We start from the raw sequence: 21,382 nt of genomic DNA on the forward strand, positions 1-21,382 counted from the left end.
AACGCGCGAATCTCCTCCGCGCAAATTTCCGACGACGAGAACGGGCAGCACCGGAACCGGAAGGATGATCAGCCTCACAGGAGACCTGAAGGCCTGTCCCCGCCTCACGCCGGAAAGTACCGTGCGCTCGAATGTTCCCGGGAAAACGCGTTCCCGGGGAGCCTTCCACGACCGCGACGCGCGAGAACGCGCCCGGTTCGCGGAGAAAACACGCCGATCGCACGACGCGCACCTGCACACGGGAGGAGAAGAGAATGCTGTGGCGGGCAGGACCGACCCGAAGACGTACGGACTCCCCGGCCCGGGCGACGCTGGGGACGCTGGTGGTGCTGACGATCCTGGCGAGCGCGCTGGCGAGCGTGACGTCGGGAGCTCGCTCGACGGTCGAGCGCGAGGTGCTCCGCGAGGGCGGATCGACCCAGGTCGAGCTGTCCGCGCTCGACAGCGGGCAATCGATCCGCACCCTCGACCCCGGCAATCTCGACCGAGCGCGCGACGTGGAGCACGTGGACGGGGTCGTTCCCGACTACGTCTCGACCATCTACACCAGGAATTCGGATCCCGAGACCCCCACCTTCGACCTGACCACGCACTCCTGGAACCCCGCGACGCACCCCTCCGTCGTTCGAGGTGAGGTGCCGCGACCGCTCCAGCCCGGCCAGATCGTGCTGCCCGCGCGCAGCGGGGGCGTCGACTTCACCCCGTACGTGGGCGAGAAGCTGCCCGCCGCACACACCGAGGCCACCGGGGAGCGCTCGGGATCCCCGGCCCACAGCACCTTCACCGTGGTGGCCACCTACGACCCCGCGTGGCAGCTGGACGGGCCGGACGTCGCCTACGTCGCCCCGGAAACGGCGGCCACCCTGGCAGCGGCCAAAGCGGGGGTCTCCCCCGAGCACTACCGGTCCAGCGCGGGAGCCCTGTCCGCGGTGGTCTCGGTGACCGAACAACGACACGTGTCCGCGGTGACGCACGAGCTGCGCCGACTCGACTTCTCCGCCGCCCCGGTCGCCGACCGGGTGAACGAGGGGGTGCCCGGGATCGCCGGGTTCGGCTACCGGATCGGCCTGCTGGGCGTGCTCCTCGCCGCCGTGCTCACCGGCCTGGCCCGCTCCCTCTCCGGGGTCCGCGCTCGGCTTTCCGAACGCGCTGTCCTGCGTCTGAGCGGCGACTCGGTGACCGGGCTGCGCCGAATCCTGCTCGGGGAGGCGATGCGGACCGGACTGCTCGCCGGAGCGCTCGGCAGTGTGCTCGGCATCGGCGGCGCGCTGCTCCTGCGCGGGCCTCTCGAGGGAGTTCTGGGGCTGGAAGTGCAGTTCACCGGCATGTTCCCCAGCCCGCTGTGGATCGCGGCCCTCGTGCTGACTCCCCCGGTCGGCTCCGCGCTCGGGGCATTCCTCGGAGGACGTGTCGCCCTCCGGCGCGGTCCCCGTCCGGCGGCCCGCGGGCGGGCCTGACCGAGCTCCCGCCAAGCGAGCACACCGAGCAACCGGAACCGCCGAAGGGTCCGTGCTCTGATCCTGCGTCACCGGCACCGTCGAGTTCCCCGGGAACTTCCAGCGCAAGGCCTCACTCCGACGAAAGCGCTTACGAGCCTGAGCCACCGGCACCGCCGCGAGCCAGCCGAGTCGACGCAAAACCCGAACAGGAACTCCCGTTCAAGGAGTCCACACCGACGCGAGCGCTGTGAGCCCGAGCAATCGGCACCGCCGCGGGTTCTCAGTCGAGTGCCCGGCGAGGACGGCCCCGACGTTGTGTAGGTGCCTACCCGATGTCGGGGCACCCGCAGCCGGGCGCCGACTGAGGTTCCGCCAAGCGACCCGCCGAGCACCCCGCACCGTCGACTTCCACACCTTAGGGAAAACCGGGACTCGAGGCCTGCGCCCAGTACCGGCGCGGGATCCGCCCCGCCTGGGAGGCCAGACGCCCCGCCTCGACCCCGGAGCGCATGGCCGCCGCCATCCGCTCCGGGTCGGAGGCGCGGGTCACCGCGGAGGCCAGCAGCACCGCGTCGCACCCGAGCTCCATCGCCAGCGCGGCGTCCGAGGCCGTCCCGATCCCCGCGTCCAGCACCACGGGGACGGTGGCCCGCGAGCAGATCATCTCGATGTTGTGCGTGTTGCGGATGCCCAGACCGGTTCCGATCGGCGAGCCCAGCGGCATGATCGCGGCACAGCCGACCTGCTCCAGCTTGGAGGCCAGCGCCGGGTCGTCGTTGGTGTAGGCGAGCACCACGAAGCCCTGGTCCACGAGCTGCTCTGCCGCGTCCACCAGCTCGACCGGGTCGGGAAGCAGGGTCTGCTCGTCGGCCACCACTTCCAGCTTGATCCAGTTCGTCGCCAGCGCCTCCCTGGCGAGCTGCGCGGTCAGCACGGCCTCGGCCGCGCTGCGACACCCCGCCGTGTTGGGCAGCGGATCGATCCCCAACCGGTGCAGCAGATCGAACACCCCGGTGCCGCCGTTGGCGTCCGCCCTGCGCATGGCCACCGTGGTCAGCTCGGTCCCCGAGGAGATCAGCGCCTGCTCCAACGTGGTCATGTTGGCCGCGCCGCCGGTACCCATGATCAGACGCGACCCGAACTCGCGGCCCGCTATGACGAGTGGATCGTCCATGGTCAGCCTCCTTGCACCGCGGTGAGTATCTCCACGGTCGCGTCCTCGTGCAGTGCCGTTCGTTGCCAGGAGTCGCGCGGCACGACGGCACCGTCCAGCGCGACGGCCACCCCGCGCGCGGGAGCGCCGTAGCTCTCCAGGGCCTCGGCCACGCTCGTGTCCGCGGCGACCTCGTGCCGCTGTCCGTTGATCGTGATGTTCATCAGTTCCCCTTCCAACGCGCCGGGTCGGCGGCCTCCACCTCGGCCGGCGCTCGTCGTCCGCGCAGCAGCTCACCGACCGCCTCCGCCGTCAGCGGAGCCTGCAGGAAACCGTTGCGGTGGTGTCCGGTGGCCACGAGCACCCCGGTGTCCAGCCAGCCGATCAGCGGCAGGTTGTCCGGGGGGGCCGGGCGCAGTCCCGCGTTCGCCTCGACCAGCTCGTACTCGCCGATCCCGGGCAGCAGCCGTTCGGCGTCGCCGATGAGGTCCCGGACTCCCCCGACGGTCACCTCCGCGTCGAAGCCGCTCTCGTACTGGGTGGCCCCGATCACCAGCCCGTCGGTGCGCGGGACCAGGTAGATCTGCCTGCCGTGCACCGGCCCCCTGATCGTGTGCTGCGGGGGCGGCAGCGCGGTCGGCCTGGTCCGCAACCGCAGGATCTCGCCCTTCACCGGCCGGACGAGCCCGGACAGCTCCGGGTGCAGTTCGGGAGCGCGCACCCCCGCCGTGATCACGGCGGCGTCGCAGTGCAGCACCTCCCCGTCCAGCTCGACCGCCCCCGGGCGCACCCGCGAGGCGCTGCGGGCGAGGAACTCGACCCCGGCTTCCTCGGCCGCCCGGCGCAGCGCGGCGAGCGCGGTGCGGTTGTCCACGGACAGGTCCCCGGGCACCTCCAGCCCGGCACGCACGGAAGGTCCCAGCGTCGATTCGATCCCGCGCAGCTCGCGGCTCGTCCGCCCGGTCACCTTCCGCCCGAGCGAGTCCAGGTGCTCGGCCAGCGCGTCGAGCTGCTCGCGGTCGGCGTTGTCCACGGCGACCACGAGGGTGCCGTGCTCGTTCAGCCCGGAGGGCCCCGCCGCGGCGGCGGACAGCTCGGCGGCGAACTCCGGCCAGCGGCGCAGCGAGGCCGCGCCCAGTTCGAGCAGGGATTCCTCCCCGGGCCAGGCCTCGGCGATGGGGGCGAGCATTCCGCCCGCCACGTGGGAGGCCCCCGAGGCCGGGGCCGGGTCGATCAGTCGCACTCGGAATCCCTGCGCGGCGAGTCGCCACGCGCAGGAGAGTCCGATCACTCCGCCGCCGACCAGGGCGACGTCCTGCGGTTGCCCGTTCGTCAATGCTCGCTCCCTGCGCCGGCATGATCCGGATCAGGTTCGACGGTCGGGGCTTCAGCCCCCTCTCAGTCCGTTCGGCCGGACTCCCGCGCCTACCCACCGCCAGACTAGGCGACGTTCGGCTTCGCGTCAGCCGAGGGTCGCCGGAGTCCTCGTCCGACACGGCCGGATTTGCGGTTTCCACGGCTCCCCGCCGGGCCGCACGTGGCCTACCCTGAGGGCATGCCCGGAATGGACGGCTACGGAATGCGTGCCCGCCTCGAACAGGCGCGGCTGTACCTGTGCACCGACGCGCGCCGCGAACGCGGGGACCTCGCCGAGTTCGTCGACGCCGCGCTGTCCGGTGGGGTGGACATCATCCAGCTGCGCGACAAGGACGCGTCCGGGGCTCCGCTGGAGGCCCGGGAGGAGCTCGCCGCGCTGGAGGTGCTGGCCGACTCCTGCGTGCGGCACGACGCGCTGCTGGCGGTCAACGACAGGGCCGACATCGCGCTGGCGGTCGATGCCGACGTGCTGCACCTGGGGCAGGACGACCTTCCGGTGAGCGCGGCGCGCCGCATCGTGGGCGACCAGATGATCGTCGGGCGTTCCACGCACGACGTGGTGCAGGCGGACTCGGCCGCGACCGAGCGGGGGGTGGACTACTTCTGCACCGGACCGGTCTGGAGCACCCCCACCAAGCCGGGCAGGCAGGCCGCCGGGCTGGAGCTGGTGCGGCACACCGCCGAGCACCACGGCCACGGGCGGCCGTGGTTCGCCATCGGCGGCATCGGGCACGAGAACCTGGACGAGGTGCTGGCGGCGGGGGCCGAGCGCGCCGTGGTGGTTCGCGCCATCACCGAGGCCTCCGACCCGCGCGCCGCGGCGAGCGAACTTCGTTCCCGCCTGGTCGGCTGATCCGCCCCGGTCGACCCCCCGATCCGGCCGTCACCGCCGAGCCCCGAACAGGAACTCCCGGTCAGGGGGTCACCCCAACGCAAGCGCTTACGAGCCCGAGCAACCGGCCCCGCCGACCCTCCATCACTCGGTGAGGAGTTGCACTCCGTAGTTGTCGAGCGCCTCGTTCACCGGCTGGAAGAAGGTGGTTCCGCCGTCGGTGCAGTTGCCCCAGCCGCCCGAGGTCACGCCCTGGGCCTGGTCTCCGGAGACGAAGGCCCCGCCGGAGTCCCCGGGTTCGGCGCAGACGTCGGTGCGGGTGAGCCCGTGGACCGTGCCCTGGTCGTAGCGCACCGCCTGGTTCTTGCTCACGATCGTGCCGCAGTGCCAGCCGGTGGTGGAGCCGGAGCGGCACACCGAGGAGCCGACCGGGGCCTCGGTCGAGCCCGCCACGGAGACGGTTCCGCCGCCGTAGTCGTTGACCGCGGGCCTGCCCCGCTCGGTGCTGGCGATGTAGGAGTAGTCGTTCTCCGGGAAGGAGGACCCCACGGCCGTGCCCCGGGGACTGCTGGTGCTGTCGCCTTCCTTCGCGCAGTGGCCCGCGCTGATGAATCCGCCCTGCACCGCGAATCCGACCGAGCAGCGTGCCCTGTCGTTGACGTAGTACGGGTTGCCGCCGACGATGTCGTTGTAGAGCCGCGGGCTGCGCTCGGTCTCCACTTGGACGGCGTTCGCCTCCACGCCCGAGGTGCGGAGGAAGTTCTCGGCCGCTCCGGTGTCGCCCCGATCGGTGGTGAGCACCACCGAGTTGTCCGCCGGATCGACGTAGTAGCCGGTGACCGAGGGGGGCGCTTCGGGCAGCAGCCCGGCGAGCCGGCCTGCGATGCCGTCGAGTTCGGCGGAGCTGTGCTCGACCAGCTCGGCTCGTGCTCCGGCGGAGCGGGCCTCGTCGAGTTTCGCCCGGTCGGTCACGCCGACCACGAGTTCTCCCGCGGTCGAGTCGTAGTAGGAGCCGCCGTAGGCGGCGCCCAGGCTTCCGCGCACGGTCCGCTGCACCTGTTCGGCGATGGACTCCTGCCGCAGTCGTTGGCGGGACTGCGCGAGCGTGAGTCCGAGGTCGCGCTGCATGGCTTCGAGCAACGTGCCCGCGCGGGCCTGCTGGTCGACCGCGGAAGTCCGGTCGGGGGGCGAAGCCTGCTCGGGGGCCGCACCCACCGGGGCGGCTGTCAGCGCGGCAGTGGCTGTCGCGAGGAGCATCGTGCCCGCGAGGCGACCGGCGAGCCGGAGCTTCATGAACGTGGCCTCCCTGGACTGGGGCAAGTTTCCAACCGGCGGCGAGTTCCGTCGAATGCCCACCTAGCCAGCTCGACACGCAAAGTAGCAGATTTTTACCCGATCGCGGGACTATAACTCACAAATAACTCTCTAAGTAGCAATTCGGCCACTTTGCGCATTCACCGCTCCTCCGCTCAATGCATCGTCACTCGTACGGCGGGGAGAAATGTCCAATTCGCCCCGAGATCAGGCGCCTCCCGAATTCCGCGTTCTCCCACGAAGCGGGAAAACTCACCGCGCGAGGCGCGGCGACGTGAGAACACCCACTACGCGGGTCACTCCGCGGGCAGGAGTCCGACCCCGCGGAGTCCCGCTAGCGACGGTCGGCGAGGATTCCGACATGCAGCTGATCACCCACGCCGATGCGCTGGCCGCACGGGAAACGCTGACCAGGCAGCTCGGAACCGCCGGGCCGGTGCGCACCCCGCTGCTTCCCGTTCCGGAGAGCGAGCGGGACCGCCCGCTGCTGCTCAAACCGGAAAGCCTGCAGCCGATCGGCGCCTTCAAGATCAGGGGCGCCCTGCACGCCACGGCCACCCTGGACGAGCGGACGCGCTCCAGGGGGATCGTGGCCTACTCCAGCGGCAACCACGCGCGCGCAGTGGCCTACGCGGGCAGGGCCTTCGACATCCCCACCACAGTGGTGGTCCCGCGCACCGCCCCGGAGACGAAGGTGGCCGCGGCGCGCGCGCTCGGCGCCGAGGTCGTCCTGGTCGAGGTGGCCGAGCGGGAAGCGCGCGCCGAGCGGATCGCCGCGGAGACCGGTGCCACCCTGATCCCCCCGTTCGACTCGCCGGCGGTGATCGCGGGTCAGGCCACGGTGGGGCTGGAGATAGCCGAGGACCTGCGGAGCCGCGAGGTGCCCGCGGCCACCGTGCTCGTCCCGATCAGCGGCGGCGGGTTGATCTCCGGGGTGGGCGCGGCCCTGGCCGGGGCCGACGCGCGGATTCGGCTCATCGGCGTCGAACCGCTGCTGGCCGCCGACACCCGCGAGGGCCTCCGCGCGGGCCACCGGGTGGACTGGCCGGTCGCGGAACGCACCAGGACCCGAGCGGACGGCCTGACGGCCCAGCCCTCCGAGCTCACCTTCGAGCACATCAGAACGTTCGTCGACGACGTGGTCACGGTCACCGAGGAGGAGATCGGCGAGGCGGTCGGCCACCTCGCGACGACGTGCGGGCTGGTGGCGGAACCGAGCGGAGCCGTGACCACGGCCGCGCACCGGCACCGCTCCGCGGAGTTGCCCACCGGCACGACCGTCGCCGTGGTCAGCGGCGGCAACATCGACTCCGAGCGGCTGATCAGCTCGCTGGCGGGTTGAGGCTGGCGACGAACTTGTAGCGGTCCCCGCGGTAGATCGAGCGCACCCACTCGACCGGGGTGCCGTCCTGGTGGAAGGAGTGCCTGGACAGCAGCAGCATCGGCAGCCCGACGTCGGCCCCGAGCAGCTCGGCCTCCTCCGGGCTGGCCAGCGCGGTCTCGATCGTCTCCTCGGCGCTGGCGAACGAGATCCCGTACTCCTGGCGCAGCACCTGGTACAGGGACCCGCCCTCCTCGATGAGCCTGGTCAACCCCTTGAAGCGGCTCAACGGCAGGTGGGTCGTCTCGATGGCCATCGCCTCCTCGTCGGCGAGCCGCAGCCTGCGCATCCGCAGCACCGGGCTGCCGGAGGGCACGTCGAGCAGGTGGGCCAGCTCGCGCTCGGCCGACTCCTCGCTCATCTCGAGCAACCTGGAGTCGGGCTGGCGCCCCTGGGCGCGCATGTCCTCCGTGTAGCTGCTCAGCTGCAGGCGCTGGGCCACCTTCGGCTGCGCGGCGAACGTCCCCTTGCCCTGGACGCGCAGCAGACGTCCTTCGACGGTCAGCTCTGCCAGGGCCTGTCGCACCGTGGTGCGGGACACGTCGAACTCAGCCGCCAGCGCCCGTTCCGTGGGGATGGACGAACCCGCGGGCATGGAGCGCAGCATGTCCAGCAGGTGCTGCTTCAGCCCCCAGTACTTGGGCTCGCGCTGGTTCTTGGTCGGCGTGTCGGCCCCGCCGGGCACCGACGCTTCGAGCATTCTTCCTCCTACCGCCGCGCCTTGAACGGGGCGATCAGTATTACCGATTCCAGCATGCCGGAGCCACGGGTCGCGGCGGGCGGCCCCGGGACGACCACCGCCTCGACGACACCCCGCGGATCCCGGAGGAGTGGGAAGCGCCACGGGAGCGGCGCAGGGCTGTCGGCCTTCAGGAGACACCGGTAGTATTGGTCTAGACCGAATTCTCGCACGGTTAAGGACGGACCACGACATGACCGAGGACCCCGGAGCCGGTGCCGGCGAGCAGTCCCAGTCCCCCGGCCGACACATGAGCGCCGAGATCGCCGAGCAACCGGCGGTGTTCGAGAGCCTGCTCACCGACCGCTCCGCGCTGACCGAGGTCGCCCGGCGCATCGTGGAACGCCGACCGCGCTTCGCCCTGCTCGCCGCGCGCGGCTCCAGCGACCACGCGGCGATCTACGCCAAGTACCTGGTCGAGGTGCTGCTGCAGCTGCCGGTCGGGCTGGTCTCCCCGTCGAGCACCACGCTCTACGGAGCGCAACCGGACCTGACGGACGTGCTGCTGATCTCGGTCAGTCAGAGCGGCGGCTCGCCCGACCTGCTCGAGGTGACCGAAACGGCGCGCCGGAACGGCGCCACCACCGTGGCCGTGACCAACAGCCCCGGATCGGCGCTGAACACGGCCGCGGAGATGTCGGTCGACATCGGCGCCGGGACCGAGCAGGCGGTGGCGGCCACCAAGACCTACAGCGCGACCCTGCTCACGCTGTACCTGCTGATCGACGCGATCCGCGGCGGTTCCGCCGAGCACGCCGCGCGGCTGCCCGAGCTGGCCGACCGCGCGCTGGCCCCCGCAGAGGAGGTGGACGAGGCGGCGCGGCGCTACAGGTTCGCCGACCGCGTGCTGACCACGGGACGCGGTTACTCCTCGGCCACCGCCTCCGAAGCGGCGCTCAAACTCGCCGAGACCAGCTACCTCTCGGCCAGGGCGTACAGCGGGGCCGACCTGCTGCACGGCCCCGTGGCCGCCGTCGACGCCGAAACCGCCGTGCTGGCGCTGTGCAGCTCGGGCAAGGGCGGCGCAGCCATGAGGGAGGTGCTGGCGACGGTGCACGAACGCGGGGCCGAGATCTGCGCGATCGGCTCGGCCGCGAGCACGCTGCCCGGAGCGCACGCCGTCGACCTGCCGGAATCCGCAGAGGAGGTGGCCCCCGTGCTCGAAGTGCTGCCCGTCCAGCGGCTCGCGCTCACGCTCGCGCTCGAGCGGGGCGAGGACCCGGACCGGCCGCGCGGCTTGAGCAAGGTGACCCGCACCCGGTGATGGTGGCGAGCCTGCCCAGCGGACTCGCTCGGATGGGCCGGTACCTGCCACGCCGGGGAAGATCCGCGCCAACCGCCGGTTCGACCGCGAAAATCGCCGGGAACCGAGCACTCACCCGAGCTGTCCGAAGTCGTTGGAGCCCGCCTCACCGAGGGGGCGGGGTGAGACGGGCACCGCCAGGCTACGCCGATCGGCGCAAGGGACGAGCACGGGGTGCGGAGGAGCGGGATGACGAGAACCACCGGTGAGCGCGCTCTGGTCCTCGGCCTGGACGTCGGGGGGACCTCCAGCCGCGCTGTCGTGGCCGACCTCAACGGCCGCACGCTGGGCGAGGGGCACGCCGGAGGCGGCAATCCCAACTCCCACCCTCCCGAGCGGGCCGCCGAGCAGGTGGCCCGCGCCGCCCGCACCGCACTTGCCGGGGCGGACCCCGCGCTGGTCGGTGCCGCCACGCTGGGCATGGCCGGCATCAGCAGGATGAGCGACCCCGCCGTGTCCGGGCTCTTCGACCGGATGTGGGCCTGCCTGGGACTGCGCTGCGCGGTGCGCGCCGTCTCCGACGGCGAGGTCGCGTTCGCCGCGGGCACGCCCGAGCCGCACGGCACTGCGCTGATCGCGGGCACCGGCTCCGTCGTCGCCCGGATAGCCGACCACGAACTGGAGCGAACCGTGGGCGGGTACGGCTGGCTGCTCGGCGACGAGGGATCCGCGTTCTGGCTCGGCCGCGAGGCGGTCACCGCGACGCTGCGCTCCCTGGACAGCGGCGAGGGCGGGCACGACCCGCTCGTCGCCGCCGTGCTCGCCGAACTCCTGGACGATCCCGCGCCCGAGCAACCGGGCCCGCTGGTGTGCCGCAGGATCATCTCCGCCGTCGGGGAGCGCGCACCGATACGGCTGGCCGAACTGGCCCCGCTGGTGACCACCACGGCCGCCGAGAGCGGCGGCAAGGCCACCGACATCGTCAACCGCGCCGCGCGGATGCTGGCTTCCGCGGCGCTGTCCGTGCGGACCGACCGGGACGACTCCCCGGTCGTGCTCGCCGGGAGCCTGCTCACCGGACGAGGTCCGCTGGTCTCCTCCGTGCGGAACGAGCTCGCCGAAGGCGGTGCGCACCGTCTGTCCACGGCCCGCTCCGGTTCCCTGGGGGCCGCCTGGTTGGCCGCCAGGGAACTGACCGGCGAGGCGCACGCCCGCGAGCTGCACGCCGCATGGCTCGGGGGCGCGAACGATCCCCCGGGCAGCGGCTCACCGGGCAGCGGCTCACCGGAAGAGGGCTGATCATCCTCCGGGTGCGGCAGGCGGACTCAGCGCGTCGTGCGCGCGTGTCGGATGCCCGGATGGTCCGCGGGCAGCGCGCGCCGCAGCACCCACCAGCTCGTGACCACGCAGAGCACCACCAGCGGCCAGGTCAGCACCACCTGGGCGACGCTGAGCGCCACCACGGCGTTGGCCGCCCACAGCGGGATGAACACGGCCAGCCTGGTGAGGTACTGCCCGACCCACACCCAGCTGGCCCTGCCGTAGGCGCGCAGCAGCTCGGGATCGCGCCGCCACCGCGTCCGCTGGCCGAGCAGGGTGCCCACCACCAGACCGAGCAGGGGCCAGCGCACCGCGATGCTGACCATCCACGCCAAGCCGCTCACCGCGTTCGAAGCCACCCTGATCAGGTAGAAGTCGGCCGCCTGCCCGGTGCGCAGCGCGATCAGCGCACCCACGAGCACGGCCAGCAGGCTGAGCAGCACGGCCAGCGGGCGGGCCCCTCTGGTCAACCGCCACACACCGATGAGCGCGCCCACGGCCACAGCGGTGATCCCGGAGGCCACGATCGACCGCTCGCTGAACACCCAGACCAGCCCGAAGGCGACCGGGGGAACGCTGGCGTCGACAGCACTGGCACCACCGCCGAGCAGCCGCATCAACGAGTCGCGTCCGGCGGAGTCCTCGGTCTCGGTAACGGCACTGTCGCGGCTCACGGTTTAAGCCTGCCTTCCCCGCCCCGTGGGACGCACCCGTCATTCAGCGTGCGCTGTCCTACACTGACTCACTCTTCCGCATCAAATCCCCCTCACTCGGGAGAGTGAGTTCGCCAGTTGAGCTGTCAACCCACGGTGATCCAGCGGAGTGCAGTCGAGCACCTCGCCCTCGGACGGCTCCCCGTGGCGCATCAGGTACCGCCCCTGGTCGGTGTCGAACCACATCAACCCGGGCGTGCGCAGCCGACCGCCGCGCTCGTCCGTTCCGGAGACCACGAAGTGCCCGAGGCGGTACTTGTGCGCCCGCGCCAGCAGCTCCGGCTCCGTGGGCTCCGCGCGCCGGCCCTCCTCCGCGCCGCGCGCCCGGAGCAGCTCGACCGGGACCCGCACCGGCTTCCCCCTGCCGGGCGGCGCCTGCGGAAGCAGCCCGGCGCACACCTCGGGAAGCGCTCCCGGGTCCATGAAATCCAGCTGCAGCCCCCGCGGCGTGATCACTCCGAGCAGCCCCACCTCGCCCGTGGAGACCGCACGCGCGGCCAGTCGCTGCCCGTTGCGGACGTCCAGCAGGCCCGCTGCTGCGATGGAGACCTCGGAACTGCACATCAGGTACAGCGCGTCGGCGACCTCGGGCTCGGGGTTGCCCGCGACCGCCAACCCCGCCGACTCGAGTTCGCCCCAGACCTGCCGGGCCAGCTCGTCCCGTTCCCGCCGGGTCTCCCCCGGCGGCGGGATCTCGAAGGGGTACCGGCGCACGTCCAGCTTCAGATGCGCTCCGAGCACGTCGACGGCGGACAGGGAGAGCGTGATGGTTTCGACCATGTGGGGCCTCTCGGGACGGCTGGCGGGATCGACGGCTGTTCACATCGGCTGGGAGCTCGACGGCCCCGGGCACCCGGCCCGGCGGACCCGATTCGCCCCGCGGGACCGAGCACCTCGGTCGGTCAGAACCCTCCGTAGCCCGCGGGCCCCTCGCCGATCACCGGCGGAGCGACCAGCCTGTCCCCTCCGAAGTCAGCCCCTCCGGGGTCGTCGGCGTGCATCAGGAACTGCGGCTGATCGTCGGCGTCGTCGGGGTCGACCCCCTGGCCGCTGCGCCACTCGTTGCCCCGCGAGCTCTCCTGGTCCTCCTGGTCCGCGTCCTGCTGTCCCCTGTTCCTCGGGGCGTAGCGCGGGCTCGGCCCGCCTCCGGCCCAGCCGCCCGAGCCCATGGGGCCGAATCCCCCGTCCGGCCTGGGTTCGTACTTCGGGGGCTGCACTGCGGGACGGGACTGCTGCACCGCACCCGGATCGGCCGCGCCCGGATCGGCCGGAGGCTGATCCGGCGTGGAGGCCTGCCCACCGGGAGGAGGCCCCGCGGCTGGCGCGGACTCGGCGGGAGCGGGAGCCGCGCCCTCCTGGCGCGGGGATGCTCGCCCGTCCTGCGGAACCCGCACGGGGCCGCTCGGCGGACCGGTCGGAGTTCCGGACTGCGGCCCGGGAACCGCCGGGGCGGGCGGCATCGGGTTCGGACCGGTCACCGGTCGGGGCGGCGCCGGAGGCTGCCCGCCGGGAGGCGGGGACTGCGGGGCGGGGTGAACCTGCGGGCCCCGTGGTGGCTGCGGTTCCTGCGGCGCCGGAGCCGCCGGGGGAGCTTGCCGTCCCCCGGGTACCGGAGTTCCCCGCGGCGTCCAGGGGCCGCCAGGCACCCCCTGACCCGCCGGGGGCCCCTGCGCCGGTGGAGCCGGGTGGGACTGCCCGGCAGCGTCCCCGGGGTCCTGCTGTGGAGTCCGGGCCACCACGGGACCGGAAACGCCCGATCCGGGAGGAAAACCGGGCTCCTGTGCTCGTGCGGGCGTTCCCCGCGCCGGGCTCGGCGGATCCTGCGGGTGACTCCGCGGCGCGGCTCCCCCGGCGGGTGGCTCCGCGGGGGCCGCTGGAGCCGCGTGCGCCCCCTCCTCCGGCCCGAGCAGCTCCTCGCTCGTTCCGATCGGTCCGGTCGGGGTCTCGTCCTCCTCCGGAGCGGTCGCCGCGGGGACTCCGGCAGCGTCCTCCTCCGGGAACCGCTCCCCCTCGTCCAGCAGCGATCCCGCCAGCTCCGCCCGCGGTCGGGAGCTCTCCGCCTCCCGCCGCTCCCGCGGCTGCTCGGAGTCCGCGGGAACGGCCGGCGGGCCGATCCATCCGGTCACCTCGCTCGGCGACGGGGCCTGCGGGGAACTCGCGGACAAGGGGGCCTCCCCCGGACCACCACCCGGCGTCCAGGAGGCTTCCGGAGCAGCGGAGTGGGCCGGCGCAGCACTGTGGACGGACGCGGCGGCCCGGGGATCCCGCCCGTCCTGCCCGGTCCGCGACCGGGAGCCCGAGGTGCGGTCCGCCGGAAGTTCCTCCGGGGCTCCCCCCGGAGCTCGCGCCGCGGCCAGCTCCCCGGAGATCGTCGCGGTTCCCGTGCTCTCGGGGCGCTGCCCGGCTTGCTGTCCGGACTGCTGCTCGGGCTGCTTTCCGGTGAACTGGCGGGCCATCTCGTACTCGAAGCGCGCCGGTAACCGTTCCAGCCGATCGCACAGCGCCAGCGGGTCGGACAGGGCCGCGGCGGCCGCGAACTCGGCGCGCGAGTCGAAGCGTGCGGAGCGCCCGGCACCGTCCGCCCGCTCCCGCGGAGTCGTCGGACGGGTCGGAGGTCCTGCCGTCGCCGCGCGCCGCCCGTTCTGCGGACGGACCACCGCCGGAGTGCTCCCGCCGCTCGGCCCGACCGCGGGCCCGGACACCGGCGAGGCGGTCCCCACACCACCGGAAGGTGGTTCCGAGCGCTGCGGCCGCGGCGGAGAGCCCGGGCTCGCCTCTCGCCCCTCGGCCGTTTCGGACACCGGGTCCCGTGGACTCGTCACGACTCCCCCAGAGCTTCGATGCTGTCGGCAGACACACCCGATCCGACGTCAGCGAACATGCTTCGCGTTCCCCATCCAGGTGATCGATGCGGCACTGCTCGGCCACTCCCGATCGTCGACATCCCCTTGATCGTCTCGTTACCCCCGCGGAACGGTAGCAGCCCGCGCACGCGTGCGCGTGGCTTTTCCACCGATCTTTTCCCGACGCGGGCACGCCCGGTTCAACCATACGAAATCACGTGTTCAAACCGATATATCCGGTCCTTCGGAAGAGTGAGGATCTCCGCGGGGAGAACGTGCCGTTAATCACCGCGGCACGCACCAACGGTGGCGTAGGTCAACCGGACGGGTCCAATGTGTTGCTCGGTCACGGCTTCACGAGCGGAAGACACGAGTCACCGGGGCTTTCCGGTCGGCTCGACGGTTGGGTCGGGGTGATCCCCCGGTTCCGGCGACGCCGGAACGGGCAAGCCGTCCTCCGGCACCGCCGCGGACTCCCCCGCGGCGTGCTCTCGTGCGGAAAAGGGGTCCGACCACGCGCAGCTCGCCGCTCGACGTCGGGCGTCCGCACCGGAGCACCTGCGGGGAATCCGCCCCGGCGAAGCCGCGGCAGCCGAGAACGGGAAACACCATGAACACGAAGGGCAGTCGCGATGAGCTACGAGCGGCAGCGATCACCGGGGGAAGACGTGCGGAGTTCGGGGAGCGCGAACACCGCGCGGCGCTGGAACACGTTCGTGGCCCTCGGCGACAGCTTCACCGAAGGCCTGAACGACCCGGCGTCCGAAGAGGACACCTTCCGGGGCTGGGCCGACCGACTGGCGAGCGTCCTGGCCGGGCAGAACCCGGAGCTGCGCTACGCCAACCTCGCGGTGCGCGGAAAGCTGCTGGATCAGATCCTCGCCGAGCAGCTCCCGGCCGTGGTGCGGACGAGGCCTGATCTGGCCGCCTTCACCGCAGGAGGCAACGACATAATCCGCCCGTTCACCGACCCGGACGAACTGGCCCAGCGGTTCGACGACGCCGTGACCCGGATCAGGGCCACCGGGGCCGACGTGCTGATCGGTACCGGTTTCGACACGCGGCGGAACCCGGTGATGCGGCTGGTGCGCGGCAAGGTCGGAACCTACAACTCACACCTCTGGGCGATCGCGCAGCGCCACGGGTGCTACGTCGTCGACCTCTGGTCGATGCGGGTGCTGCACGACCAGCGCGCCTGGAGCGAGGACCGCCTGCACCTGTCGACGGAGGGACACCGCCGCGTCGCCCTGCACGCCGCCGAAGCCCTCGGTCTCGCCCCGGGGCAGGACTGGCGCGCACCGTGGCCGCCGGAACGAACCCGCCCGTGGACGGCCCGCCGCGGCGACGACCTGCACTGGGTCAAGCAGCACCTCGCCCCGTGGATCGGGCGCCGGATCCGCGGCACCTCCTCCGGGGACGGCAGGAAACCGAAGCGTCCGGAGCCGCGGCCGCTCGACACCTCGTCGCGAGTTCCGTGCCCGTGAATCGATCGGGGCGCCGTTGCCCGTCGGCAACGCGCCCCGACACGAGCGCGGACTCCGTGCCTGTATCGAATCCCCCCAGGACACGGAGCCCGCACTCACCCCCACGTCCTTCCGGCCACGTGACGGCCGAAATAACCTGACCCCTTCGGCAGCAGTGTGTGACCGAAGGGCCACACCCGCACGCCGCATGTGCCGGTCAACTCACTCCCCCCGCTGAGCTGCCGTTGCGCGGTTCCAGCCCTGCTGCACTGCCACGACTCGAACCGCACGATCCACACATTGGCAGGGGTGGCTAAGCACGCGCTAAACGTTGGCTAATCGACTGCGCGGGGCGGTCCGCTCGGGGGTTGGCGTGGATGAGACCGGTTCCGCCGCTCCTCCCGCAACCGTGCCGACCGAGCGGGTGCTCGCCCGGCCCGCGCGGGCTTCGAACTCCCCTGCCGGGGCGCGCCCGCGCACCGGCACGACCTCACGTCTCGCCCCGCTCGGACTCGAGCCGCTCGATCCTGGCCCGCGACTCCGCCGCCCGAGGAGAACCGCCCGCCTCGAAGATGGACAGCGCCGTGTCCCAGCGACGACGTGCCGCCGCCGGCCCCTCGCGCAACGAGGCGACGTCGCCCAACCCCATGTACGCGGCGGCCTGCCGCATCGTGGAGCCGCACTGCCGTGCCACGTCCAGAGCCTCCCCGTAGTAGCGCCGCGCGTTGTCGATCCTGTCCAGTTCGAGACTCACTTCACCACAGTTGTTCAACACCATGGCCAGAATCTCGAGATCGTCGGTCTCGCGGTAGCGCTTTTCCGCCTTTCGGAGGTATCCGAAGGCCGCCGAGAGGTTGCCGGTCACCTGTTCCACCTGGGCCAGGTTGTTCAGCGCCCCCGCCTCGCCGTAGCGGTCCTTCTGCTCCCGGTAGGTGCGCAGCGCCTCCTCGCAGTGCCGCCTGGCGTCCGGGTAGCGGCCGAGGCGGAACAGCGCGCTGCCCATGTTGACCTGGGTCATCGCCAGTTTCCGCGGATCGGGCAGGGAGTCGGCCAGGTGGTAGGACTCGGCGTAGTACTTCAGCGCCTCCTCCGGAGCGCCCGAGCGGGAGTACACCACCCCGAGCCCTGCCAGCATCAGCACCCTGCCGCTGGACTCGTCGGCGCGGCGCGCGGCCTCCAGCCCCCCGGAGTAGATCCGCACCCAGTCCTCCCAGGGGCAGCGCACCATCAGGTAGTTGAACTGCAACCGCACGAGCTGCCAGACGACGCTGTTCCAGCCCGCGTCGGCCGCCGTGTCGATGGCCGCGACCAGGTTCGACCACTCCGCGTCGAACCACTCCAACGCCTGTTCACGCCCGGATATGGCCGGAACGGCCCACTTCCAGCCCGAGAAGTCCAGTTCGTCCCGCGGCGGCCGCAGGAATCTTCGCGCGTGGTCGGAAGCGGCCAGGTAGTGCTCCAGCAGACCGCGCAACGCGGTGTTCGTCGTCTCCGCGTCCTGCCCGCCGTCCTCGGAGGCCCTGAGCTCGCGGGCGTAGACCCGCAGCAGGTCGTGCATGGCGAAGCGGTCCTGCTTGGGTTCGCTCACCAGGTGGGCCAGCGTCAGCGCGCGCAGCCTCCGGCGCGCCGTCTCCGGGTCGGTGCCGCACAGGGCGGCCACCGCGTGCGTGGTGAAGGTGTGCCCCGGGATCAGGCCCAGCAGCCTGAAGGTCCAGGCCTGGCTCGGGTGCAGGTTGCGGTAGGAGATGTCGAAGGCCCGGCGGACGCTGGCGTCCGCGTCGTCGATGTCGAGGGCGGTCAGCCGCTCGCGCTCGTCGGTGAGCTCACCGACGAGCTCCCGCACCGCGCGCCCCGGGTTGGCGGCCAACCGCGCGGCGGCGATCCGCAGCGCCAGGGGCAGCCCGCCGCACAGCTCGGCCAGCTCCCGCGCGGCCTGCGGTTCGGAGCTCGACCTGCCCGGAACCCCCGCCCGGTCCAGCAGCTCCACGGCGGCGGAGGTGGGCAGGGTCTCCAGCGGCAGCGTCCGCGCACCGCTGCGCACCACCAGCCCGTCGAGCCGTCGTCTGCTGGTCACCAGCACGAGCGAGCCCGTGCTGCTCGGAAGCAGCGGGCGTATCTGATCGGCGTCCCGCGCGTCGTCGAGCAGTATCAGCACGCGCCGGTCCGCGAGCAGCGACCGGTACAGCGCGGCGCGCTCCTGCAGGTCGATCGGGATGACGTCGTCGGCGATCCCGAGTGTCTTGAGGAAGCCGGTCAGCGCCTCACCCGGCGACAGCGGGGGGCTCTCGGAGTCGAACCCGCGCAGACAGGCGTGGAGCTGCCCGTCCGGGAAGCGGTGCGCCACGCGGTGCGCCCAGGTCACGGCCAGGGCGCTCTTGCCGACGCCCGCCGTCCCGGTGACGGCGGCCAGCATTCCGGGCGATCCCTGCTCCTCCTCGGACAGCATCCGGTCCAATGCGGACAGTTCCGTCTTCCGCCCGACGAAGCCGGCCGTGCGGGGCGGCAGCTCGGCGGGGTGGGTGACGACGCCGGTTCCGGACCCCCCTCCCTCGCCCGACACCACCCGCACCGGAGTCAGCAGGCTCTCGTCGTCGCGCAGCATCCGCTCGTACAGCGAGCGCAGATCGGGGCCGGGATCGATGCCCAGCTCGTCCGAGAGCCGTTCGCGGAGGGAGTGGTAGCAGTCCTGCGCCCGGGCGCGCTGCCCGGAACGGTAGTAGGAGAGCATCAGCTGTCCCGCCAGCCGCTCGCGCAGCGGGTACTGCTCGACGAGAGCGGGCAGTTCCACCGCCAGCTGACGATGCCTGCCCAGCTCCAGATCGGCCGCTATGCGCTCCTCGAGCGCCATCATCCGCAGTTCGTCCAGATTGGGGACGACCATGCGGTGCAGCCTGCCGGAGGAGATGTCGGCGAGGATCGGGCCGCGCCACAGGGTCAGCGCCTGCCCGAGCACGCGGGAGCGCTCGGCGGGTTCCATGTTGCCCGCCCGGTTGATCAGCGAGCGCGCCCGGTGCGCGTCGATGCGCTCGCTGTCGATCCGCAGCAGGTACCCGGGCGAGCGGGTGACTATCTCGGGGTTCTCCTCCCCGCACGTCCCCCCTTCGGGGGTAAGTAGCTTGCGCAAGCGGGAGATGTAGCCGTGGATGATCGTCCGCGCCGTGCGCGGCGGCTTCTCCCCCCAAAGGGTGTCAATCAATCGGTCCATGGACACGACCTGGTTCGGCTCGAGCAGCAGGCACGCCAGTGCGCTGCGCACGCCCGAGTTCCCCAGTGGCTGCCGCTCACCGCCGTGGAGGACTTCCAGCGGCCCGAGCAGCCGGAACTCGTAGCCGCTGCCCGGCCCTGCGGGCGAGCTGTCTTCCGGTGGCATAACCCCCCGAAGTTCGATCCCACGTTCGCTCATTCTTTCCAACTTCTCCGCCGCGACCGAAAGACCCCCTCATCGAATGAACACCGGTGAAACCGATCCACGTTAACCGAAAGCCATACCCAACGTGTCCGAGTTCACTTTGCTTCACCCCAACGGACGAACAATTTGCCGACACGCCCGAAGATGGACACGAAGTGTGAGCAAACTCGGCGATATAAATGGGACCGTTATCTGCCAAGCTCCTTCCGACGCCCAGTAGAGTCGGGACTCACGCCCGAACGCCCGCAAGAGCACTGTGGAGGTATCCCGCGTGTCGACATCGTCCACAGTGGTGGATCGTGCCGTGGGGTGTCTGCTCGGTGCGGCGCTGGGCGACTCCCTCGGTGTTCCGGTCGAGTTCGAGGAGTACGGGGACATACGTGCCCGCTACGGACCGGCCGGAGTGGTCGAACCACCACCGCAAGCCCTGCTCGGCGACGCCACCCAGATGCTGCTGTTCACCGGAGAGGGGTATCTGCACGCCTGGGCCACCGGAAACAACGGAGGACGGTGGCGCCCGGTGGAGGCGACGGCGGCCGCCTACCGCAGGTGGCTGATCACCCAGCAGGAGAGCAAACCGCACTACGGGGCCACCGGGCTCATGGCCGAGCACGAGCTCTACGCCAACCGCTCACCCGGACTGACCAGCCTGCGTGCCCTGCAGGAAGAACTGCTCGGAACGCCGGAACAACCGGCCAACACCTCCAAGGGCTGCGGGGCGGTGGACCGCGCCGCGGCGGCGGGCTTCGCCCCGACCGTGGAGATGTCCTACACCCTCGGGTGCCAGTTCGGAGCGCTCACCCACGGTGCTCCGGCCGGTTGGGCCTCGGCCGGAGCCATGGCCGCGCTGATACACCTGCTGGCCGTGCAGGGCAGGCGGCTGCCCCAGGCCGTGGACCAGACAGCCGGACGAGTGCTGCGCGAGGACGGGGAAACCGCCTCCGGACTGGCCGACGCGGCCACGTTGGCACGCATCGACGTGCGCACCGCCTACATCCAGCGGCTCGGTCAGGGCTGGATCGGCCCCGAAGCGCTGTCCATCGGCGCGTACTGCGCGCTGGCCCTGCCCAAGCGGGACCAGTTCTGCGACGCGCTGCGGCTGGCCGCCAACCACTCGGGGCACAGCGACACCACCGCGGCCATCACCGGAGCGATCCTCGGAGCGCGGCACGGGACCGGAGCACTGCCCCGCTCCTGGCTCAACCGACTGGAACTGGCCGACGTGATCGAGCGCATCGGACACGACCTCGGCGCCTCCTGCGTCGGTGAGAAGTTCAACGATCGGAGGTACCTCAGCCTCGGCTGAGCTGTGTTTCGGCCCGGTGCCGGTTGCTTGCGTGGCCGGTTAGCCGGCACGTGAGTCGGCGCCTTGCTGTGTTGGGCACGCTCTTGAGTAGCGACCTACGCGGCGAGCGGCCCGGCCTTGCAATGCATCCGACTCACGCACCGGAGCTTCTCGTCCTGGTCAGGCTGAAGCACTCGCGTCGAACGGAGCCTTCCATCTGAAGTGCGCAGAGCACCCGAACAGGAACTCCCGACCAACAGGCCCACACCAACGAAAGCGCTGTGAGCCCGAGCCACCGGCACCGCCGCGGGTTCTCAGTCGAGTGCCCGGCGAGGACGGCCCCGACGTTGTGTAGGTCGCTACCCGATGTCGGGGCACCCGCAGCCGGGCGCCGACTGAGGTTCCGCCACGCAACCACCCGAGCAACCGGCACCACCGACCAAGAATTCAGTCGTCTTCGGTCACCAGGGGGTACACCCCGTCCTCGTCGTGCACTTCCCTGCCGGTCACCGGGGGGTTGAACACGCACACCGTGCGCATGTCGGTCTCGGGGCGCACCTGGTGCTTGTCGTGGTTGTCGAGCAGGTACAGCGATCCGGGCCCGAGCCGGTGCGTCCGACCGGTGCCGTGGTCGAGGATCTCGCCCTCGCCCTCGAAGACGAACACCGCCTCGATGTGGTTGGCGTACCAGAAGTCGTTCACGGTGCCCGCGTACAGCGTGGTCTCGTGGACCGAGAACCCCACCTTCTCCTTGGCCAGGACGATGCGCTTGCTGCGCCAGTTCTCGGTCCTGATGTCGGCGTCGGTGTCCTCGATCTCCCCGACCGTGCGGACGATCATCGCCTGCTCCCTTCGTCGCGCCGTTCGTCGT

General features: G+C 71.7%; 17 protein-coding genes and 1 riboswitch. Of the genes, 7 read left to right on the forward strand and 10 right to left on the reverse strand.

Translation table 11 applies throughout. The features are described 5' to 3' along the window. The first annotated feature begins 254 nt into the window (after window positions 1-254). Window positions 255-1,457, forward strand: coding sequence for an FtsX-like permease family protein (locus G9Q41_RS14705; RefSeq protein ID WP_165632824.1), 1,203 nt, complete (start codon window positions 255-257; stop codon window positions 1,455-1,457). A 397-nt stretch (window positions 1,458-1,854) separates the two neighbouring features. Here G9Q41_RS14705 and G9Q41_RS14710 read toward each other — a convergent pair whose 3' ends face one another. The 3 genes from G9Q41_RS14710 to thiO form a co-directional block, all read right to left on the reverse strand. After that, window positions 1,855-2,613 carry a thiazole synthase gene (locus G9Q41_RS14710; protein ID WP_165632823.1) on the reverse strand — a complete coding sequence of 253 codons (759 nt, stop codon included), beginning with the start codon at window positions 2,611-2,613 and terminating at the stop codon, window positions 1,855-1,857. Between the two features lie 2 nt (window positions 2,614-2,615). Continuing rightward, the gene (thiS, locus tag G9Q41_RS14715) at window positions 2,616-2,816 is read right to left on the reverse strand and encodes a sulfur carrier protein ThiS (protein ID WP_092524473.1); all 201 of its coding nucleotides are present in this window, start codon (window positions 2,814-2,816) and stop codon (window positions 2,616-2,618) included. Then, window positions 2,816-3,928 carry a glycine oxidase ThiO gene (gene thiO, locus G9Q41_RS14720; RefSeq protein ID WP_092524474.1) on the reverse strand — a complete coding sequence of 371 codons (1,113 nt, stop codon included), beginning with the start codon at window positions 3,926-3,928 and terminating at the stop codon, window positions 2,816-2,818. The genes thiS and thiO overlap by 1 nt, the downstream gene beginning before the upstream one ends. Further along, window positions 3,919-4,025, reverse strand: a riboswitch (TPP riboswitch). It overlaps the preceding gene by 10 nt. A gap of 122 nt (window positions 4,026-4,147) precedes the next feature. Between thiO and thiE the strand changes: the two genes are divergently transcribed. Next, window positions 4,148-4,822 (forward strand): thiamine phosphate synthase, encoded by a 675-nt coding sequence (gene thiE / locus G9Q41_RS14725; protein ID WP_092524476.1) that lies wholly within the window; start codon window positions 4,148-4,150, stop codon window positions 4,820-4,822. A 123-nt stretch (window positions 4,823-4,945) separates the two neighbouring features. Here thiE and G9Q41_RS14730 read toward each other — a convergent pair whose 3' ends face one another. After that, on the reverse strand, window positions 4,946-6,094 hold the full coding sequence (locus G9Q41_RS14730; protein WP_092524478.1) for a S1 family peptidase: 1,149 nt from the start codon (window positions 6,092-6,094) through the stop codon (window positions 4,946-4,948). Between the two features lie 382 nt (window positions 6,095-6,476). Between G9Q41_RS14730 and G9Q41_RS14735 the strand changes: the two genes are divergently transcribed. Next, the gene (locus tag G9Q41_RS14735; protein ID WP_092524480.1) at window positions 6,477-7,457 is read left to right on the forward strand and encodes a threonine/serine dehydratase; all 981 of its coding nucleotides are present in this window, start codon (window positions 6,477-6,479) and stop codon (window positions 7,455-7,457) included. On the opposite strand, the gene G9Q41_RS14740 is transcribed toward G9Q41_RS14735, so the two are convergent. Then, window positions 7,438-8,196: a GntR family transcriptional regulator gene (locus G9Q41_RS14740; RefSeq protein WP_092524482.1), complete on the reverse strand. Its 759-nt coding sequence runs from the start codon at window positions 8,194-8,196 to the stop codon at window positions 7,438-7,440. The two genes, G9Q41_RS14735 and G9Q41_RS14740, sit on opposite strands and share 20 nt — an antisense overlap. Before the next feature lie 232 nt (window positions 8,197-8,428). Between G9Q41_RS14740 and G9Q41_RS14745 the strand changes: the two genes are divergently transcribed. Next, on the forward strand, window positions 8,429-9,499 hold the full coding sequence (locus G9Q41_RS14745; protein ID WP_165632822.1) for an SIS domain-containing protein: 1,071 nt from the start codon (window positions 8,429-8,431) through the stop codon (window positions 9,497-9,499). A gap of 228 nt (window positions 9,500-9,727) precedes the next feature. Continuing rightward, on the forward strand, window positions 9,728-10,777 hold the full coding sequence (locus G9Q41_RS14750; protein WP_092524486.1) for a BadF/BadG/BcrA/BcrD ATPase family protein: 1,050 nt from the start codon (window positions 9,728-9,730) through the stop codon (window positions 10,775-10,777). 26 nt (window positions 10,778-10,803) lie between these two features. Here the strand turns inward: G9Q41_RS14750 and G9Q41_RS14755 are convergent, their stop codons facing one another. The 3 genes from G9Q41_RS14755 to G9Q41_RS14765 all read right to left on the reverse strand — a co-directional run bounded on the left by G9Q41_RS14755 (window position 10,804) and on the right by G9Q41_RS14765 (window position 14,168). Further along, on the reverse strand, window positions 10,804-11,415 hold the full coding sequence (locus tag G9Q41_RS14755) for a DUF3159 domain-containing protein (protein WP_165632965.1): 612 nt from the start codon (window positions 11,413-11,415) through the stop codon (window positions 10,804-10,806). Between the two features lie 138 nt (window positions 11,416-11,553). Beyond that, window positions 11,554-12,291: an ESX secretion-associated protein EspG gene (locus G9Q41_RS14760; protein WP_092524490.1), complete on the reverse strand. Its 738-nt coding sequence runs from the start codon at window positions 12,289-12,291 to the stop codon at window positions 11,554-11,556. Window positions 12,292-12,413: 122 nt separating this feature from the next. Then, on the reverse strand, window positions 12,414-14,168 hold the full coding sequence (locus G9Q41_RS14765; RefSeq protein WP_139186561.1) for a hypothetical protein: 1,755 nt from the start codon (window positions 14,166-14,168) through the stop codon (window positions 12,414-12,416). A gap of 818 nt (window positions 14,169-14,986) precedes the next feature. On the opposite strand from G9Q41_RS14765, the gene G9Q41_RS14770 reads away from it, so the two are divergent. Continuing rightward, window positions 14,987-15,838: an SGNH/GDSL hydrolase family protein gene (locus G9Q41_RS14770; protein ID WP_207631067.1), complete on the forward strand. Its 852-nt coding sequence runs from the start codon at window positions 14,987-14,989 to the stop codon at window positions 15,836-15,838. A 469-nt stretch (window positions 15,839-16,307) separates the two neighbouring features. On the opposite strand, the gene G9Q41_RS14775 is transcribed toward G9Q41_RS14770, so the two are convergent. Then, window positions 16,308-19,187 (reverse strand): BTAD domain-containing putative transcriptional regulator, encoded by a 2,880-nt coding sequence (locus G9Q41_RS14775; protein ID WP_165632821.1) that lies wholly within the window; start codon window positions 19,185-19,187, stop codon window positions 16,308-16,310. A 310-nt stretch (window positions 19,188-19,497) separates the two neighbouring features. Between G9Q41_RS14775 and G9Q41_RS14780 the strand changes: the two genes are divergently transcribed. Beyond that, on the forward strand, window positions 19,498-20,532 hold the full coding sequence (locus tag G9Q41_RS14780; RefSeq protein ID WP_245695811.1) for an ADP-ribosylglycohydrolase family protein: 1,035 nt from the start codon (window positions 19,498-19,500) through the stop codon (window positions 20,530-20,532). Between the two features lie 426 nt (window positions 20,533-20,958). Here the strand turns inward: G9Q41_RS14780 and G9Q41_RS14785 are convergent, their stop codons facing one another. Then, on the reverse strand, window positions 20,959-21,351 hold the full coding sequence (locus tag G9Q41_RS14785) for an ectoine synthase (RefSeq protein WP_092524498.1): 393 nt from the start codon (window positions 21,349-21,351) through the stop codon (window positions 20,959-20,961). Window positions 21,352-21,382 lie beyond the last annotated feature (31 nt).

The organism is Actinopolyspora sp. BKK2 (genome assembly GCF_011291845.1).
Lineage (GTDB): Bacteria > Actinomycetota > Actinomycetes > Mycobacteriales > Pseudonocardiaceae > Actinopolyspora > Actinopolyspora saharensis.

Coding starts and splice junctions, on each gene's coding strand:
- G9Q41_RS14740 (WP_092524482.1), bottom strand. CDS start 8,196: ATGCTCGAAGCGTCGGTGCCCGGCGGGGCCGACACGCCGACCAAGAAC.
- thiS (WP_092524473.1), bottom strand. CDS start 2,816: ATGAACATCACGATCAACGGACAGCGGCACGAGGTCGCCGCGGACACG.
- G9Q41_RS14755 (WP_165632965.1), bottom strand. CDS start 11,415: ATGCGGCTGCTCGGCGGTGGTGCCAGTGCTGTCGACGCCAGCGTTCCC.
- G9Q41_RS14760 (WP_092524490.1), bottom strand. CDS start 12,291: ATGGTCGAAACCATCACGCTCTCCCTGTCCGCCGTCGACGTGCTCGGA.
- G9Q41_RS14730 (WP_092524478.1), bottom strand. CDS start 6,094: ATGAAGCTCCGGCTCGCCGGTCGCCTCGCGGGCACGATGCTCCTCGCG.
- G9Q41_RS14775 (WP_165632821.1), bottom strand. CDS start 19,187: ATGCCACCGGAAGACAGCTCGCCCGCAGGGCCGGGCAGCGGCTACGAG.
- G9Q41_RS14750 (WP_092524486.1), top strand. CDS start 9,728: ATGACGAGAACCACCGGTGAGCGCGCTCTGGTCCTCGGCCTGGACGTC.
- G9Q41_RS14745 (WP_165632822.1), top strand. CDS start 8,429: ATGACCGAGGACCCCGGAGCCGGTGCCGGCGAGCAGTCCCAGTCCCCC.
- G9Q41_RS14710 (WP_165632823.1), bottom strand. CDS start 2,613: ATGGACGATCCACTCGTCATAGCGGGCCGCGAGTTCGGGTCGCGTCTG.
- G9Q41_RS14785 (WP_092524498.1), bottom strand. CDS start 21,351: ATGATCGTCCGCACGGTCGGGGAGATCGAGGACACCGACGCCGACATC.
- thiE (WP_092524476.1), top strand. CDS start 4,148: ATGCCCGGAATGGACGGCTACGGAATGCGTGCCCGCCTCGAACAGGCG.
- G9Q41_RS14770 (WP_207631067.1), top strand. CDS start 14,987: ATGAGCTACGAGCGGCAGCGATCACCGGGGGAAGACGTGCGGAGTTCG.
- G9Q41_RS14735 (WP_092524480.1), top strand. CDS start 6,477: ATGCAGCTGATCACCCACGCCGATGCGCTGGCCGCACGGGAAACGCTG.
- G9Q41_RS14705 (WP_165632824.1), top strand. CDS start 255: ATGCTGTGGCGGGCAGGACCGACCCGAAGACGTACGGACTCCCCGGCC.